We start from the raw sequence: 17,294 nt of genomic DNA on the forward strand, positions 1-17,294 counted from the left end.
GTAGTAGACAGACTACAAGAAGAGCTACTAAAGGACAAGTATTTACATGCTGACGAAACCCCAGTCCAAGTATTAAATAAAGAGGGCAGGAAAAACACCACAAAATCATACATGTACAGTAGGCAGAAAGAACTGGACCTTCTGTTTCTGTGGTAGTCCTGAAGGTGCTAATGCAAGTGTAACTGTCTACTCACTGGTAGAAACAGCAAAGGCAAATGGACTAAACCACTATAAGTATTTAGAGCATATATTCATATATTGTCAATATTACCAGGTACTAATTTAAAAACCAACTCAAAGGTCCTAGATCTAATGATGCCTTGGAATGAGCAAATACAAAATATATGTAAATACTATTTATAGGGATATCATAGCGATATCCCTATAATTATACAATACATATTTTATTAAATGCTTACCTTATTCCCTGGCTTAGTGTTAGCTTTCATATTCTAATATAATTTCAATTACCCTGTCTCTAACTTTATTTATTTCATCATAATTCATATTTGGAATATACTGTGCTTCCATTAAATCGTGGTTCTTCTTTGCACCGGCTAACTTTTCTATGGCAATGGAAATTAAACTTTCATAAACTTTTTTGTTATCTATTATGCTATCCTTGTAGTTATTGTATATTTCTTTATTAACGTATTCGTCTAAGTCTATAACTTTGAAGCTTTTGCTCTTAGCTGCCTCCATTATAGATAGAGCTACTCCTAAATCTTTGATTATAATAGTCTCTATCTTCTCTGGTATGAGTGGTGTATGGAAAACTTCTACATCAAAGCCTCTCTGAATAGCTTCTAGGTATATTTTTTTCATCAAAGTTGTTTTCCCTGTACCTAGTTCTCCCTTTATATAATAGGTCTTTTCAATGTCTCTAAGTAGTGTATCTGTGTGCTCTGCCCATCCTGTTGGAGTGTATGCACTGCCAAATAAGTGTCTTTCTTTACCTATCTTATATGCCACTGATGCTCCAATAAATATTTCGTTTATTAAATCATAGGCTAAAACATTAAGTTTTCCGAAGTCTAAAGCTTCTTCCATTTTCCATATTGTATCCTCTTGAATAAGCCTTGCAGCTCCAAAGTATTTGTATGCACTTTTATAATATTTGCTATTTCTATCTATTACCTTAATTATTTCTTCCCTATTTCCTTCTAGACCTTTTGAGTTCCAGTGTTCTCCTAGATTAATTATCATGTCTATGGCACCAGGATATTTGGGATCAGTTACATGTGGTGCTGTACCATCTAATATTGCGATTTTTAGTTTAGGTATCATTATACTATCAATGGATTCTCTATCTGAAGCACAATGATGATATTCTACATCATAGCCTCTTTCTTGCATATAAAGTCCAATCTTACGCATCATTGAGGACTTACCTGTGCCAGGTCCTCCCTTTAATATAATTATCTTATTAGCCTCTTTTCTATCAATTATATAGTCAAAATATGAAAAGAAGCCTTTTGACGTATTGCCTCCAGGAAACATTCTTCTTTCTTTACCTTTCATTTAAACTCTCCTTCCAGTCTTATAACTCCGATTACCCTTACTTTAATATTGTATTAGAATTATATATACTTAGTTACAGTATATATAATTCTTTTCACTTCAACCAATTGCTACTCTGATAAAGAGATTTAATTAATATTAAACTTTTCATGTCACTCAACTGTAAATTCCTCTGTTGTAAGCTTATTATTCCATATACGCCCATCAGAGCGATAGTATTTCCTTATTACACTATCATCTATTTTAGTATAATCTATTACAAAAACCTGTCCTGTTTCTATAATCATTGGATAGTTGTCAAAAGACAGTACATCCCCTGTTTAAGGAACAGAATTAGTATAATCCATAGCCTCTAACCCAGTGTGTGCTGCTCCATAAATCCCCATAATATTTTCACCACTTAATTTGCCAAACTCACGTATAAAATTCTCCACCATCTTATTTTCACGATACACATCATCAGAATGTGTATAATAATACTTCCCCTGCTCTATTGCCTCCGTCGTTAGTAGGTATTGCTCAGAGTCCTGCAAACCATTTTTAGTTAAATAATTCAAAAATCTTGCTCCAGTAGCATTGTATTGGTGTCCAACATCTGTACCATGGAAAATAGTTTCAGGACACTGACTTTTTATTTTCTCATAAAACTCTTTAATTTTAGGAGTATAACAAGCAGTACCAATCCAGTCATTATATATGGTATCGAGTATGCTGTTGTCTTCTGATTGCATCCATATGTTCAAAAACTCTGCGGTATAGTACGGAAGTTCAACAAATAAATGTCTCATATCTTTATTGTGATAGTACTCATACCACAATTCAAATTCTTTATCTAGAATTTTCTCTACACCATGCACTTCCCCATATAAATAAATCTGGCCTAAAGATTGTATTGGAGATGCAGGTATATCAATTTTAGTAGTGCTATTTGAGCAAGCTGATAACGCCAGTAACATAGTTATCATCACAGCTATCAGAAAAATACTTTTACATTTCATTATCTCACCTCATTAAATATTTAAAATGTTTATTCCTGTAACACAAAATATATTTGTATGACTTCAGAGTTGTTCTCTGTGAGCTATAAGTTATGATTAAACAGACGATAAAAAACAGTAATGTACTTCACAATATTGTTATAAATGGTTAAAATATAAAAATCATTTAAATATTAGAAATATATTTGTTTGTTTATTAAATTTACAAACTTAATATAATAGTTCTTAAATACTTTAAATACTCTATACTTTGATTATTTACCTCTATCTATTGACAAATCAAATGAATTTGATAAATTATAATTAGCACTCTATTAAGGAGAGTGCTAATTATTGATTTTTTTACGAAGGGAGAGACTTTTATGGTAAAAAAAGAATTTAAAGCTGAGTCTAAACGATTACTAGACCTAATGATAAACTCTATTTATACTCATAAGGAAATATTCTTAAGGGAACTGATTTCTAATGCAAGTGATGCCATTGATAAAATGTACTACAAAGCACTAACAGATAATAACATAGTATTTAATAAAGATGATTATTACATTAAAGTTTCTGTAGATAAGGATAGCAGGATAATAAAAGTATTTGACACAGGAATTGGTATGACAAAAGAAGAACTAGAAGAAAACTTAGGAACAATAGCAAAAAGTGGTTCCTTTACATTTAAGAATGAAAATGAATTAAAAGACGGATACGATATCATCGGCCAATTTGGTGTAGGCTTCTACTCCGCATTTATGGTAGCAGATACAGTTACGGTTTTTAGCAAAGCATTTGGTTCTGAGCAAGGCTATAAGTGGGAGTCATCTGGCGCTGATGGATATACTATTGAGCCATGTAATAAGGAAAGTGTTGGTACAGAAATAATACTAAAAATAAAAGAAAATACTGATGATGAAAACTATGATGAATTCTTAGAAGAGTATAGAATTAAATCTATAATAAAGAAATATTCAGATTTCATAAGGTACCCAATTAAAATGGATATTAGCATAAGAAAGCTTAAGGAAGGCACTGAAAATGAATATGAAGAAGTAGTTGAGGAAAAAGTTGTCAATAGCATGGTTCCTATATGGCGTAAGAATAAAACTGAACTTACTAATGAAGACTATGAAAACTTCTATTCTGAGAAACACTATGGCTTTGACAAGCCTATAAAACACATACATATTAGCGCTGATGGAGCTGTAAGATATAACTCTATTCTATTTATTCCAGAAAAAACTCCTTTTGACTTTTATACTACAGAGTACGAAAAGGGTCTTGAACTATACTCAAGTGGAGTATTAATTATGGAAAAATGCCCTGACCTACTGCCAGATTATTTTAGCTTTGTAAAAGGTATGGTTGATTCTGAAGATTTATCATTGAATATTTCCAGAGAACTTCTGCAACATGATAGACAGCTAAAAATAATCGCTAAAAGAATCAAGGAGAAAATTAAAAGTGAATTGCAATTACTTCTAAAAAATGAAAGAGAAAAATATGAAAAGTTCTATGAGAGCTTTGGTAGACAATTAAAATATGGAGTCTACAGTGATTTTGGTCAAAATAGAGAAACTCTTCAAGATTTATTAATGTTCTATTCTTCTACAGAAAAGAAAATGGTTACTTTAGATGAATATGTAAGTAGGATGAAGGAAAATCAAAAGTACATTTACTATGCATCAGGAGACTCTGTTGAAAGAATTGATAAAATGCCTCAAATTGATCTTTTATCAGAGCAAGGATATGAAATACTATACTTTACTGATGATATAGATGAATTTGCAATTCGTATGCTAATGAATTATAAGGAAAAAGAATTTAAATCCGTATCTAGTGGAGATTTAGGTATTGAAGATAATGATAAGGATAAAGAGGAAAAGCAAAACTCTGATTCTGAAGAAAATAAGGACATATTTGAGTTTATGAAGAACACACTATCAACTAAAGTAAAAGATGTTAGAGCATCAAAAAGACTTAAAAACCATCCAGTATGTCTTGCAACTGAAGGGGAGCTAACTATAGAAATGGAAAAAGTTCTAAATGCGCTTCCTAATGCTCAAGAAATAAAAGCTGAGAAAATACTAGAGATTAATACAAATCATGAAGTATTTAGTGCTTTAAAGAAAGCCTATGAAAACGATAAAGAAAAACTAAAATTATATACTGATGTTTTATATAATCAAGCATTGCTTATTGAGGGATTACCTATAAATGACCCTGTAGAATTTACAAATAATATTTGCAAGCTAATGGCTTAGATAGGGAATGTGAAAAAATCTGTGCTTTTGTGAAAAAACATGCTCTTTTCTGGTGCATCTTAAACTTTCACTCCAGAAAAGAGCATTTTCTTTACAGCTATAGCAAAGTTATTATTATAAATAAAGCTATTATCTGAAACATAACGATTAGAGTACTCTAGATTTAAGCAGATGCTGATTTACTAGAAGCTCTTTTTCCTCCTTAGTCAATTGCTTTATTGCGTATTCCCTTTTAGCCGCCTCTACTCTATCCTGCATTTCTTCAAAGTAGACAAGCTCTACTGGTCCATTTGCCCTAGTGTATTTAGAGCCTGTTCCTTTATTGTGTTCCTTTACTCTACGTTCTAAATCCGTTGTCCAGCCTGTGTATAGTGAATTATTTTTACATCTTACCATATACACAAAGACTTTTTCCCTATGACTAGTTTTTTGTGTTTTACTCTCTTTTGTAGCTAATTTATTCATTCTACTTTTACCTCTTTATCTAATTCAAAAGAATATATATATATTTCTTTAACCTTTCTTTCCGTAATCTTTTCAAGAGCCTCTTTATATAAAGCCATCTGTCCTCTGTATTTATCCACCATATTTTCCAAGTTACCCTCTAGAATGTAATCAGTTTTATAGTCAATTAAAACTAATTCCCCTTCTTCTTCAAAATAACAGTCAATAATACCCTGTATAAGTATATTTTCAGTACAATCCTGTATATCTAAAACCTCTGCTGCCTTTTTATTTAAAACAAAAGGTACCTCTCTATTGACATTATTTGAAGACAATAATCTTAGACCTATAGGACTCTTGCAGAAGTTAAGTATCTTATCTATATCTACTACCTTAGCTTCTTCATCTGATAATAGCTCTTCTATGACCATTTCATCTACTTTTTTTTCTATAGATTCTCTATCTAGAGCATTACTTAGGTTAAGATGCTGCATTACAAAGTGAATTATAGTACCTATCTCTGCCTTTGTAAAAGGTTTTTTACCTTCTAAAAACTTTGGCATCTTTACAATTGATGGTATCTTATAATTTAATGCCTCTAAGGATTTAAAGGTAGTCTTCTTAATATCTGAAACAGACATTTTTGAAGGTATATTGATTGAATTATTATACTCATAACTCCAACTAAATCTTCTATTAATCTCATCACTATAATTGCTAGGGCTGTAATCATTAAAATACTCTAGCTTATGTCTAAACTCCTTTTTATTTACTGGTTCAGACTGGTCGGCTATATATAAGTCTTTTCTTGATAATATGTTGATTTTAAAGCTTATCTCTTTGCTTTCATCCTCTTCAGGTAAGCTTCCATACATATCCTCTATTCCAGCAAGTTCCCTTAAAATATTCCCATGAGAATGTTTTGCAAGACTGTTGCATATCCAGTCAAAATAGTTTTTACTATTAGATAAATAGTATAGATTAGTTTCCTTGCACCATTTCTTTGCTTCCTTTGGGACATCCTTTATGCTTCCTACAAGAATTAGTCTATCCTTTGCTCTAGTCAATGCAACATAAAGTATTCTCATCTCTTCCGAAAGGCTTTCTAATTTTACTTTTTTCTTTATGGCAATTTGAGGTAGTGTATTTGTATATCTTCTTTTTATTGCATCAACATACTTAGGTCCAAGCCCTAAATCCTTATGAATCAATATATCATCCCTAGCATCCATAAGATTAAATTGCTTTCCAAGTCCTGCAAGAATTACTGCAGGGAATTCAAGCCCTTTGCTCTTGTGTATACTCATAATTCTTACAACATTTTCATTTTCACCTAGTGTCTTCGCAGTTCCCATATCCCCACTACTACTTTTCAGCTTTTCAATAAATCTAATAAAATTGAATAATCCATTGGCTGTGCTTTTATCAAATTCACAGGCTCTATCCACAAGTATTCTTAGGTTAGCTTGTCTTTGGATGCCACCAGGCATTGCACCAAAATAATGATAGTATCCAGTATCAATCATAAGCTTCCATATGAATTCATCAAGCTTAGAGTACCTAGATTCCTCTGCCCATTTATTTAAATTGCCTATAAAACTAGAAAGCTTATTGCTTAGATTATCATCATTAGATTGTATATAACTTTTTATTGCATTGTAATAGCTAGTCCCTTTATTTGATACTCTTATATTAATTAATTCCTCTGTAGTAAAGCCTCCAATAGGTGATCTCATAACACTTAATAATGGAATGTCCTGTCTTTTGTTATCTATTATACTTAGAAAATTTAAAAATATCTTTATTTCAAGTGCATCTAAGTATCCTGCATTGTCATCTGCGTACACAGGTATATTTTCATTTTTCAATACATCATTAAAAACAGATGCCCAATTTTTCATTGTTCTAAGGAGTATAACTATGTCTTTGTATTCAATTTTTCTAAAGCTTTCACTCTTTACATCATAGGTCGTCTTTTCAACTAACTCCTTTATTTTATTTGCTATTATTCTTGCCTCTACTTCTATACTAGCCATTTCCTCTAGTTCTTCATCTAAGTCCTCTAATCCATCTGTCATCTTTTCAATTATATTTATTTCAATAGGCTTATCTCCATCAATATGCTTTTTATATTTTGCTCCCTCATATAAAAATGCTGCTTCGTTATATTCCACTTCTCCTAGCTTTTCTGACATTATATTTTCGAATATAAAGTTTACTCCATCTAGTATTTCTTTTCTACTCCTAAAGTTTTTAGATAAATCTATTCTTTTATTTAGACCCGATGCATCGCTAACGTATGAATTATATTTTTCCAAGAAAAGTGATGGATCTGCAAGTCTAAATCTATATATACTCTGCTTAACATCTCCTACGAAAAACAAATTATTATCCCTTTTCATTCTATTTATTATAGTCTCTTGAACTATATTACTATCCTGATATTCGTCTACAAATATATACTCAAATTTGTTTCTGTACTCTTCGCTAACTTCTTCATTTTCTAGAATTCTTAATGTATAATGCTCTAGGTCATTGAAATCTATTATGCCCTTTTCTATTTTCTTACTTGTGTACATCTGTGAAAACTCTACTACTAAATGATATAAATACTTCATAAGAGGATATAGTTCATTTATCTCAGCTCTATATTGTTCAATACTCTTATTAAATACATCTTTCTTAAATGTACTGTCAATAATAGCTTTATAGCTATCTCTTAATTTAGCGGCTTCTTTTTTTAGTTCCTCGTCTACATCCTTTGAAACTCTCTTTAGTTTATCATGACTGATACTTGCTAAAAGCTGATTAAATCTCGCAATACCTTCTTTCTCTAAGGCTTCCTCTAACCTTTCAATATTGATTAAATCACTTCTTAAGGCATCTAGATAGCTTTCTGGTCCATTTGGCTTGTTACAAACCTTAATTGCTTCATTTATTAAATCCTTAGCTCCACTTAAATCAATTTTTATGCTATCTACAATGGTTTTTATCCAAATACTTTGCTCCAACTCTTCTTGGTTCATACTAAACATTTCAATCATTTCTTCAAGCCATTTCTCTGGATAAGGCTTACTTTGAATAAATGAATAAATTCTAAGAATCAAATTCTCAAGATTAATATCGTTTCTATTTCCTCCGAAACTCTCTACTAATCTAATAAAGTCCTCATGTCCCTTTTCATATTCAGATTCTAAAAGTTCCTCCAAAATATCTTGAAGCATGATTTGTAGTTCAGTAGTATCCCCTATCTTAAAGACTGGATCTATATCTATAAGGTGAAAATGCCTTCTAACTACATTTATACAAAATGAATGGACTGTTGTAATATGTGATTTGGTTAGTAGGCTTATTTGTCTCCTTAGCTTTTCCTCATTTTCTCCACCTTTTTCTATTTCTTCCATCAGTGCAAGAAGTATTCTTTCTCTCATTTCTCCTGCTGCTGCATTAGTAAAGGTTACTATTAATAGTTTATCTATGTCTACCATATCCTCAGTTACTAATTTTATTATTCTTTCAACTAATACTGCTGTTTTTCCAGAACCAGCTGCAGCTGATACTAATAAGTTACAACCTCTACAAGTTATTGCTTCCTTTTGTGCTTCTGTCCATTTTGGCATTATTCTTCACCTCCTGTCTTCTCCTTGATTTTTTGCAAAACATCCTCATCTTTTAATTTCTTTATATTTTTGAATTTGTTGTCCTCAAAGCTAGTTTCAAATTGGCATATAGTTGAGAATTCACAATATGTACAGGATACATATTTGTCTGTTTTACAAGGCTCTATTTTTATCTTTCCTTTCAGTATCTCCTCTGCAATTTCAGATATTAATCCCTTAACATGCTTAATAAGCATGTTTAATTCCTCTTTATCTAAAACTGAAGAGTTCTTTGAAAAGCTCCCATCCTTATTGATACTTACTGGTATTACAGTTGAATGATTAGTTTCCTCAATATCTCTATCAATGGCTCTGACTATATTTATGTCTTTTAGGATTATTCCATCTAATTTTAATTTCTTAGCTATTTCTTTCTCAATTATTTCTAAATCTTCTTCATCAGATTGTACCATTGGGTCATCTATTCTAAAGTAGAAAACTCCTGCAGGATAAATATCACTTTTTACTAGCTTATCCCCATTAGAGATAATTGCATCTGCATAGACTAGTAGCTGTATTTGCAGTCCATAGTAGACGTCAGAAAGACTAAAGGCTTTAGTGCCTGACTTATAGTCTATTATCTTTACGAAGCTTTCTTTTTCTCCTTCTAGAACATCTACTCTATCAATTCTTCCTTCTAGCCTTACTTCGTCACCATTTGGAAGGCTTATAATTATTGGAGGTATTTTGCTATTTGGTCCATCACCAAATATTACCTCGTGCTGTTTAGGAACAAAGTCTCCCTTTCTTATGTGTTCAGTTATTGTCCATAAGGCCCTCTTGCTTATTCTCTTTAGTCTATTTACCATATACTTGTATCTATTAGTGCTTAACAATAGTCCATGTTGGAAGTCGTCTATCATCTTATCAAGTACCTTTTCTACAATCTCATCTGATTTATTGCGGTCAATATCACTCCAGCTTAGATTTTCCAATGTAAGCTCTTTAGAAAATTCCTCAATTGAATCATGGAACAACATGCCTATATCAGGGCTTTTTATCTCATGAATTTTTCTTTCTTCTGGTGCTAATCCATATTTCACAAAATGCGAATAAGGGCAATTCACAAACTTTTCTAGTCTAGAAATACTAGTTCTAAATGGTACTTGATAAATCTGTCTTGTATAATGCTCATCAATTCTTTCTTGTTGATTTTTATGATATAGGCCTTCTATAACTATTTTTAGTTTTTCTCTCCATTCATCCTTATTGAAATACCAATTATATATGTCCCACCATATACTATTTATATTATCTCCATCTAAAGCATTTCTAAGGTTTTCAACTAGATACTTAAAGGTAGACATGGGTGTAGATACTAAGTTTAACTCACTTTCTTCATCCTTTACTATGTCACTATATATAGTAAGATTGCTATAAACTTTTTTTATCCTGTCTATATACATTGAAGGCCTTATGGTTTTTCCCTCGCTATCACCTAATGCATAGCTAATGAATAAATAATCGCTAGGTTTGGTAAATGAAGCATATACAGAAAACTCTTCTTCGCAGGCCTTTGTTTCACTATCTGTAGAAATCTCTATGCCTAAACTCTTCATATCTGCCTTCTCTTCGTCAAGCAGTAGTCCACCTTCCTCTATAGTAGAAGGAAGTATTCCATCATTTACACCTACAACGAATAATGCCTTTATATCATGGCTTCTAGATCTATCTAAGTTTCCAACTAGAACCTGATCCATTGTAGGTGGTATTACCCCCACCTGATATTCTAGAAGTCCTGACTCTAGTATCTTTACATATTCACTAATTGTGACCTTCTTGTCCCCTAGTATCTCTACTAACTGGTCTAATACTTCCATGAGTATATTCCAAATTTGAGTGTTTTCATTAACCAAATCTAAGTATCCTTTATCTTTCTGGTCCTCAATTAGATTATTTAGCTTTTCTTCAATATTCATGACTGTTAGAAACTCAAATAGATATTTAGTGATTTCATCTACTCTCGTTTTGCTTTTTACTTTCTTTTTAAATTCTAAAATATGCTCTGTAAATTTTTTTCTGATACTATTAATTCTTTCTAACTCTGATGACTGCTCCCCATATGCAAAATCATCTAGCCACTTGTCACCCATAATGCCATATCTAAGAACATAGTTTTCTAGTTCTTCGTATTCATTTTTATCTAAATCACTAAAACCTGTCTTAATAAATTTAAAAATGTCATCATATCTAAAATTCCTAGAAACTATTTCAAGACCTGATATGATAAATTTCACTATTGGATTATTCATTATACTTCTTTTTTCATCAATAAAGTATGGAATACCATATTCACTAAAAACCCTTTTTATAGTTGGACTATAAACATCAATTATATTACATACTACAGAAATATCCCTCCATCTGTAATTCTTGTCTCTTACAAGTGACACTATTTGAGATGCAACATTTTCAATTTCTGTATACTGGTTTAAACTATAGAAAACCTTAATTCTTTCTGTCTTCTTCTCATATTTTCTATAGGGGTATGCGAATAGTTGTTGTTCCAGATGCCAAATTTCCTGATTCTTATAAATTGGATTTATATTTAGTACAGTCTTTCTTTCTTCTACACTATTTTGTTGAGCTATTTTTCTCAGTCTTCCATATGTGTTAAGTGTAGTCCTAAATATATTTGCATCATTTGAACTGTTTAAATCCAAAGTAAGAGAAACATTTAGTTTTCTACTCTTTAGCATAAGCTTTTCTATTATCTTATACTCTAAGGCCGAAAAGCTATTAAATCCATCAACCCAAATCTCTGCATCATCAAAATAAATAGAATTATCAAGCTTTTCTATGACTAACTTCATCTTATCTTCATCATCAGCATATTTGCCTTCCATATACTCATTGAACTTACTGTATATAAGTGATATATCCTTTAGCTTTCTCTTTAGCATACAATCCTGTGTAATGCTCTCTAGCTTTTCTTCAATAACTTCGGTTTGAATATCGTCCTTCTTGAGTTCAGTTATGAGCTGACAAAAGCTTGATAAAAAACCATCCTTTTTCGAAGCTTTATTAAAAACAGTCAAATCTTTTGCATTTTCTTCAAATAGCTTTCTAAGTACCATTATCTTTCCTAATTCATTTATAGCAGTTTTTTTGATACCTCCTACTTCATTCAAAACCTTATAACCAAGCCTTTGAAAGCTTAGTACCTCTACTCTCATAATACCTTGGAGGTTTTTCTTGAATATTAAATCTGCTTCTGCCTGTAAAGTAAATTGTTCAGGAACTAAAAGTATAAGCTTATGATTGCTTTTCTCTTTTAATCTGTACTCAATCTCATCCAAGATTCTACTTGTCTTCCCTGAACCAGCTCGTCCTAAAATATATCTAATTTTCATTTGATCACCTCACTCAGACCTATAATCTATAATTCTATTTTCAGTATCTATTTCCTCTTAGAAAAAGCTTCTAACTAAGTATTAAGAGACCATTTTTTAACCTATTCTACTTTTGAGCATATTGTATTTAAATAGATATTTTGAAGCTTTTAATTATTTGCATTTCAAGTTACTTAGCAGTAGCCTATATGCAAAATAAGATGACCTAGGTCATCTTATTTTAATATATCTATATCCATTGTATCAACCCAAATTGTATCACTGGGCTCTAGGTTTATGTATACTTTTAAATAATCACCATTTTTAGTATTAATCTCAACATTATGTAATGTCCATGTATTAGCCTTTAGATTTGCCTTATTAACAACTTGCGAAAGCAGTTTATCCTCCGACTCTAATTTTAAAACCAGAGTACATTCAGTAGATTTATCGGAATTGAGCCATAAGGACAGATTAACTGTTCTATTTTTTGCATAAGCAAAGTTACTATCCTCAAAGTCAATGAAGCCTATTAGGTAAGAAGATCTTTCTTTACTATCATTATTAACCTTTAATGCATATTCTCCCCTATGGTATTTTGTAAAATCTAAAACTCCCACTGCTTTTTCATTTTCATTTAATGACTTAATTTGGTCCTCAGTAAAAAATTTATCTAAATCCTCTCCACGCTTAAAGGCATCCTCTATATTAGGGTCTTCATTTTGTTTCTCTTCATCTGGTAAATCTATACTTTCCATTTTTTCATCATCATTATCAACAGCATTATCTGTAATACCTAAATTTGGTTTGTCTGATACAGTATCAATAGTGTCTTTAGTATTTTTTAAAAGAGATATAGATCCCCATACGATTATGGGAACCAATAGTAGCGCTATAATAATTCCCTTAGTTTTAATATTATAGGTTATTCTATTTCTTGACATGCTTTTTCTCATCTGTGTAACTCGTTCAATATCTTCTTTTTCAGGATTAATTAACTTGTATGTACTTGTAGACTTGTAATCTGAAACTAAATCATTAAACCCTAAATACTCGTAACTTAAACACTTATTTATGATCCTTTGTATATCAGGAGGAGTACCTTTAGCTATACTTCCATCACCTATTTGATTCTTAGTAAATATAATATGCATTGTATTTGCAATTGTCTCTAGTACATCTTTTATATTGGCATAAATAGTTTTTGGATTTAACAATAAAATACCTGAAAACTTTATATCCCCGTTATCATCTACAACTAGATTGCTATGATTAAACAAGCTAACAATGAAGCTAGCTGAAAGAGTTTTTAGCTTTGATAAAGTCTCTATTATATTTGTGGTATTATTGATTTGCTTTGTCAATGTCATACCATTTTCTTGTATATATTCTAGTAATGGCTTATGGTGATAGTACTCTGATATGACAAGTATACCTTCATCTACTTCACTGACATCTTTTATAGATGAAAAAAAACTTAGTAATTCACTGTTATCAATATCATTAAAAAAGTCTTTGTTTCTTATCAAATTCAAAAGATAATATGCATTTTCTTCCTTATGCTTACATACATAAATTTCTTGAAAATCATTTTGATAATAGCTGTTAACAATCTCAAGATTCCTTAAATGTAAATCTAGCATAAAATCTTCCTTTCAGCTTATTTAAATATATTTTATCATTTTGTGCAAATTATGTCACATACTTTCGACAAATTATAGAATAAAAATAAAATTAATTATATTTTTATATAAAAAGCTGAATATCAGATTCTGATGCATCCTTAAGATATTGATATACTTCTATAATCTCCAACTCAGGTATAAAGTCTTCCTTTTTAAATCCCATGACTTCTACAGATAATTTACATCCATAAAACTTAACTCCTTTCCTTCTAGCACCATCTAAAAAATCTTTTAGCATTGGTTTTTCTTTATCTTTCATCATTTTTTTTAGCATTCCTTTACCTACTCCACACATGTTCATCCTTGATAATGCTAACTTCTCAGCACTATTAGGAGTAAACATGCTGAACATCTTTTCAAAAAAAGACTTATGTTTAGCTTGAAACTTATTCTCTTCTCTTACCATTAGTAATCCCCAAAAAGCACAAAATATTGTGACCTCCATATCTAGCTCACTTGCACCATTAGCAAGTATTAGTGCAGCCAATGCCTTATCATAATCACCACTAAAAACTAATAAATTTAATTTTTTAGACAAAAAAACACACTCCCTTCGGTACTAATATATTTCCCATAAAGAGTGTATTTAATGCGAAAAGCAGATTACGAGATTTTTGATTTTATGCAAGTCACTTTTGAAACAGCTATGTGAAATCCTATATTATAATAAATCTAGCATTTGGAAGCATTTTTTTAAGTACTAAATGAATATTATTGTCAACATCTGCGCTGTTAGGTGATAAACCCATAACAATATGAGTGATATCATTCTTTAATGCAAAATCAGAAATTGCCTTAATAACATTCTTCGCTCTAATAACTGTCAATTCTGCTCCTGCTTTTTTAGATACTTCAAAAAGATATTCTAATGCTTCTCCGTCATTTGAGTTGTACAAAAAATTATCATTTTCACTTACTACGTTTATTATAAATAAATTGTCTCCTTCTCTCTTTTCATCATGGCCACTCTTTATAAGCCTCTCACAGGTTTTTTGCTGAGTAACACAAACCATGATATTTTTATTATCTTCCATAAATCAGGCTCCTTTCAAGAGAAAGTATATAAAGCAATTAACAGAGCAAAATATCCAACTTATATTATTATATCAATGAATAATAAAAAAATAAAGAAAAGAAGTGACATGTTTACTTTTGTTAATAAAGTATTAACAAAAAACTTTTAGTCTCTTAAACTTTCTAATCAATAGAACTATCTAATTCTTTTTTCAATTTATATATCTCATATTCTAATTCCTTTATTTTGTTCTCTGCATACTTTTTCTTATGATTGGCTTGAATTTGCTTTTGGTTACATCCTCCATTATTTGATGACTGTGTTTCCGCAAAAGCAGCTAAAAAAGCAAAAAAATCTCCGATCAAAGTTATGAATGCACCTAATAGTGCTAATTGCACAGTATCAAAATTACTTCCAGAATTATTAGATTTGCCCACACTTATCACCTCTCTAACTATTGTATTAATTTGGTAAAGCTTTTGTGTATCTAGTGCTATTGAAACACCTTTAGTGAGTAAACAGTTAAAGATTAGACCAACATAGGGCAAAAAGAAAAAGCCGCTTAAGCGGCTTTTTTACTATGGCGGGAATATGTGGGAATCGAACCCACCCAAGAGGCTCCTAACCCCTCGCGCTGGTTTTGAAGACCAGAGGGCACACCAGCACCCATCTACTCCCATGTATGTTATAATTATTGACACCATTAGATTATAACATACATTTTTTTTTTACACAAGAACAATTTTTTCTATCGAATTTGTTACCTCGTATATGTTTTCTATAAGTTTTTCTTAAGCTCATTTAATTCTTCTGTTGTAAGATTACGCCAGTGTCCAATTTTCAAATTCCCTAGCTTAATGTTCATTATTCTTATACGGTTCAGTTTTACTACTTGATAACCAAATGCTTGACACATACGCCTTATTTGTCGATTAAGCCCTTGAGTTAGAATGATACGAAATGTTCTATCATTAATAGGTGTCACTTTACAGGGTTTAGTAACTGTACCCAAAATTTTAACTCCTTTAGACATACCCTGTATAAAATAAGGGGTAATAGGCTTATTTACTGTAACAATGTATTCCTTTTCATTATTATTCTCAGCGCGCAATATTTTATTGACTATATCACCATCATTGGTTAGTAGTATTAGACCTTGAGAATCTTTATCTAGTCTTCCAATATGAAAAATACGCTCGGGATGATTAACAAAGTCAATAATATTGCCTTTAATATGTCTCTCTGTTGTACAAGTAATTCCAACTGGTTTATTTAAGGCAATATACACTTGTTTTCTTCTTTTACCTAATGGTTTTCCATCAATGTATACTTTATCACCAACATTAACTATACTCCCTAGATTAGCAACTTTACCATTAATAGTTACTCTACCTTCTTCAATGATTTTGTCTGCTTCTCTTCTAGAACAAGTTCCTGTTTCACTTATGTATTTATTAATTCTCATATTAAATCCCTTCTCTTATGCTCTAATTATTAGATATTACTTATTCAAATTGTCATGTTCATAATTAGTGATTGTAGTAATTAAAAACTGATTTTCTTCATAATCATATTTTAATTTCATTTCCATCCAATTGCTCTTAATTATACGGCCATCTGTATAATATAGGTTCAGTCCATATATTATTATTGTTTCATTATCATACTTAATTATTTCTAAGTTATCAATTTCATAATGTATTAATCCCAATTCTTTTGACTCATAGTATGTAGCAAAAATATTATATCTTGTCTCATTTACGTTGTTAGCTGACTCCATCCCAAACATCTTCCTAAAATCCCTAGCCAAAAGAGCACCATAATATTCTTTAACTATATGTTCTGGACTAGAATACTGAAATTCTAGCAATATGTTACTAAAGTCTATAGGCTCATTTAACTTATGTTTATTATACTTTTCTCTTTTTTCACCTTCAATGAGTATTTGTACTTTTTCAATATCCTCTATTGCTGTTAGGCTATTTACTATAGAATAAATTAAAAGTACCTCTTCACTTTCATCTATTTTTTCATCTATAAAAGCTTTATTAAAGTTCACGTATGCGACTGAGCCTTGTAAATGAATCGATAGCAATTTCGTCCCACTGGGAATTACATTTCTTAATCCATTACGTGAACCCTTCAAAAGCTCCTCAATAACTACAACCTCTAACTTTTTATTTTCAAGATTTACTTCTCTAACTTCCTCTACTAATATATCAGCTTCTTTCTGTGGAAAAAACAAACAAATGCTAACTTGATAACCTTCTGGCATTGGGTTAATTGTTGGATAATTAACATCATTTTCATGTACTACTGTATAGTTCTGACATCCAACCAGAATCGTAAATAAAATTAGGCTTGCTATAATTTTATGTTTATTTCCCATAG

At 30.9% G+C, this 17,294-nt stretch carries 13 protein-coding genes, 1 tRNA gene and 1 pseudogene; 2 read left to right on the top strand and 13 right to left on the bottom strand.

Annotation, left to right across the window (positions count from 1 at the left end):
• Positions 1 to 118: 118 nt before the first annotated feature.
• Positions 119 to 253: pseudogene (locus DW1_RS15315) on the top strand (transposase domain-containing protein); the annotation flags it as partial.
• A 185-nt stretch (positions 254 to 438) separates the two neighbouring features.
• On the opposite strand, the gene DW1_RS10570 reads toward DW1_RS15315, so the two are convergent.
• From DW1_RS10570 to DW1_RS10575, 3 genes are all read right to left on the bottom strand, one after another.
• Positions 439 to 1,521, bottom strand: coding sequence for an ATP-binding protein (locus DW1_RS10570; protein WP_074350594.1), 1,083 nt, complete (start codon positions 1,519 to 1,521; stop codon positions 439 to 441).
• Between the two features lie 152 nt (positions 1,522 to 1,673).
• Positions 1,674 to 1,808 carry a hypothetical protein gene (locus DW1_RS15925; RefSeq protein WP_278335750.1) on the bottom strand — a complete coding sequence of 45 codons (135 nt, stop codon included), beginning with the start codon at positions 1,806 to 1,808 and terminating at the stop codon, positions 1,674 to 1,676.
• 33 nt (positions 1,809 to 1,841) lie between these two features.
• Positions 1,842 to 2,519 carry a hypothetical protein gene (locus DW1_RS10575; RefSeq protein WP_242942480.1) on the bottom strand — a complete coding sequence of 226 codons (678 nt, stop codon included), beginning with the start codon at positions 2,517 to 2,519 and terminating at the stop codon, positions 1,842 to 1,844.
• A gap of 362 nt (positions 2,520 to 2,881) precedes the next feature.
• Between DW1_RS10575 and htpG the strand changes: the two genes are divergently transcribed.
• Positions 2,882 to 4,768, top strand: a complete 1,887-nt coding sequence (gene htpG / locus DW1_RS10580; RefSeq protein ID WP_074350595.1) for a molecular chaperone HtpG — start codon at positions 2,882 to 2,884, stop codon at positions 4,766 to 4,768.
• A 147-nt stretch (positions 4,769 to 4,915) separates the two neighbouring features.
• Here the strand turns inward: htpG and DW1_RS10585 are convergent, their stop codons facing one another.
• From DW1_RS10585 to DW1_RS10630, 10 genes are all read right to left on the bottom strand, one after another.
• Entirely contained in the window at positions 4,916 to 5,233 is a 318-nt protein-coding gene (locus DW1_RS10585; RefSeq protein WP_074350596.1) for a GIY-YIG nuclease family protein, read from the bottom strand.
• Positions 5,230 to 8,832: a helicase-exonuclease AddAB subunit AddA gene (addA, locus tag DW1_RS10590; RefSeq protein WP_074350597.1), complete on the bottom strand. Its 3,603-nt coding sequence runs from the start codon at positions 8,830 to 8,832 to the stop codon at positions 5,230 to 5,232. The genes DW1_RS10585 and addA overlap by 4 nt, the downstream gene beginning before the upstream one ends.
• Positions 8,832 to 12,224, bottom strand: coding sequence for a helicase-exonuclease AddAB subunit AddB (addB, locus tag DW1_RS10595; protein ID WP_074350598.1), 3,393 nt, complete (start codon positions 12,222 to 12,224; stop codon positions 8,832 to 8,834). The genes addA and addB overlap by 1 nt, the downstream gene beginning before the upstream one ends.
• Positions 12,225 to 12,439: 215 nt before the next feature.
• Positions 12,440 to 13,846 (bottom strand): hypothetical protein, encoded by a 1,407-nt coding sequence (locus DW1_RS10600; protein ID WP_074350599.1) that lies wholly within the window; start codon positions 13,844 to 13,846, stop codon positions 12,440 to 12,442.
• Between the two features lie 103 nt (positions 13,847 to 13,949).
• Positions 13,950 to 14,426, bottom strand: a complete 477-nt coding sequence (locus tag DW1_RS10605) for a DsrE/DsrF/DrsH-like family protein (protein WP_074350600.1) — start codon at positions 14,424 to 14,426, stop codon at positions 13,950 to 13,952.
• 118 nt (positions 14,427 to 14,544) lie between these two features.
• Positions 14,545 to 14,922 (bottom strand): adenine nucleotide alpha hydrolase family protein, encoded by a 378-nt coding sequence (locus tag DW1_RS10610; protein WP_074350601.1) that lies wholly within the window; start codon positions 14,920 to 14,922, stop codon positions 14,545 to 14,547.
• A 163-nt stretch (positions 14,923 to 15,085) separates the two neighbouring features.
• Entirely contained in the window at positions 15,086 to 15,340 is a 255-nt protein-coding gene (locus tag DW1_RS10615; RefSeq protein WP_074350602.1) for a hypothetical protein, read from the bottom strand.
• Positions 15,341 to 15,484: 144 nt separating this feature from the next.
• A tRNA-Sec gene (locus DW1_RS10620) sits at positions 15,485 to 15,581 on the bottom strand.
• Positions 15,582 to 15,681: 100 nt separating this feature from the next.
• A complete protein-coding gene (gene rluF / locus DW1_RS10625; RefSeq protein ID WP_074350603.1) occupies positions 15,682 to 16,368 on the bottom strand; it encodes a 23S rRNA pseudouridine(2604) synthase RluF in 687 nt (228 codons plus the stop codon).
• A gap of 36 nt (positions 16,369 to 16,404) precedes the next feature.
• Positions 16,405 to 17,292 carry a GerMN domain-containing protein gene (locus DW1_RS10630; protein ID WP_074350604.1) on the bottom strand — a complete coding sequence of 296 codons (888 nt, stop codon included), beginning with the start codon at positions 17,290 to 17,292 and terminating at the stop codon, positions 16,405 to 16,407.
• Between the last annotated feature and the right edge of the window lie 2 nt (positions 17,293 to 17,294).

It is taken from the genome of Proteiniborus sp. DW1 (assembly GCF_900095305.1).
GTDB lineage: Bacteria > Bacillota > Clostridia > Tissierellales > Proteiniboraceae > Proteiniborus.

What these genes read in the sequence shown, in the direction of transcription:
- DW1_RS10630 (WP_074350604.1), bottom strand. Translation starts at nt 17,292, where the DNA reads ATGGGAAATAAACATAAAATTATAGCAAGCCTAATTTTATTTACGATT.
- DW1_RS10600 (WP_074350599.1), bottom strand. Translation starts at nt 13,846, where the DNA reads ATGCTAGATTTACATTTAAGGAATCTTGAGATTGTTAACAGCTATTAT.
- addB (WP_074350598.1), bottom strand. Translation starts at nt 12,224, where the DNA reads ATGAAAATTAGATATATTTTAGGACGAGCTGGTTCAGGGAAGACAAGT.
- DW1_RS10570 (WP_074350594.1), bottom strand. Translation starts at nt 1,521, where the DNA reads ATGAAAGGTAAAGAAAGAAGAATGTTTCCTGGAGGCAATACGTCAAAA.
- htpG (WP_074350595.1), top strand. Translation starts at nt 2,882, where the DNA reads ATGGTAAAAAAAGAATTTAAAGCTGAGTCTAAACGATTACTAGACCTA.
- addA (WP_074350597.1), bottom strand. Translation starts at nt 8,832, where the DNA reads ATGCCAAAATGGACAGAAGCACAAAAGGAAGCAATAACTTGTAGAGGT.
- DW1_RS10610 (WP_074350601.1), bottom strand. Translation starts at nt 14,922, where the DNA reads ATGGAAGATAATAAAAATATCATGGTTTGTGTTACTCAGCAAAAAACC.
- DW1_RS10575 (WP_242942480.1), bottom strand. Translation starts at nt 2,519, where the DNA reads ATGAAATGTAAAAGTATTTTTCTGATAGCTGTGATGATAACTATGTTA.
- DW1_RS10585 (WP_074350596.1), bottom strand. Translation starts at nt 5,233, where the DNA reads ATGAATAAATTAGCTACAAAAGAGAGTAAAACACAAAAAACTAGTCAT.
- DW1_RS15925 (WP_278335750.1), bottom strand. Translation starts at nt 1,808, where the DNA reads ATGATTATAGAAACAGGACAGGTTTTTGTAATAGATTATACTAAAATA.
- rluF (WP_074350603.1), bottom strand. Translation starts at nt 16,368, where the DNA reads ATGAGAATTAATAAATACATAAGTGAAACAGGAACTTGTTCTAGAAGA.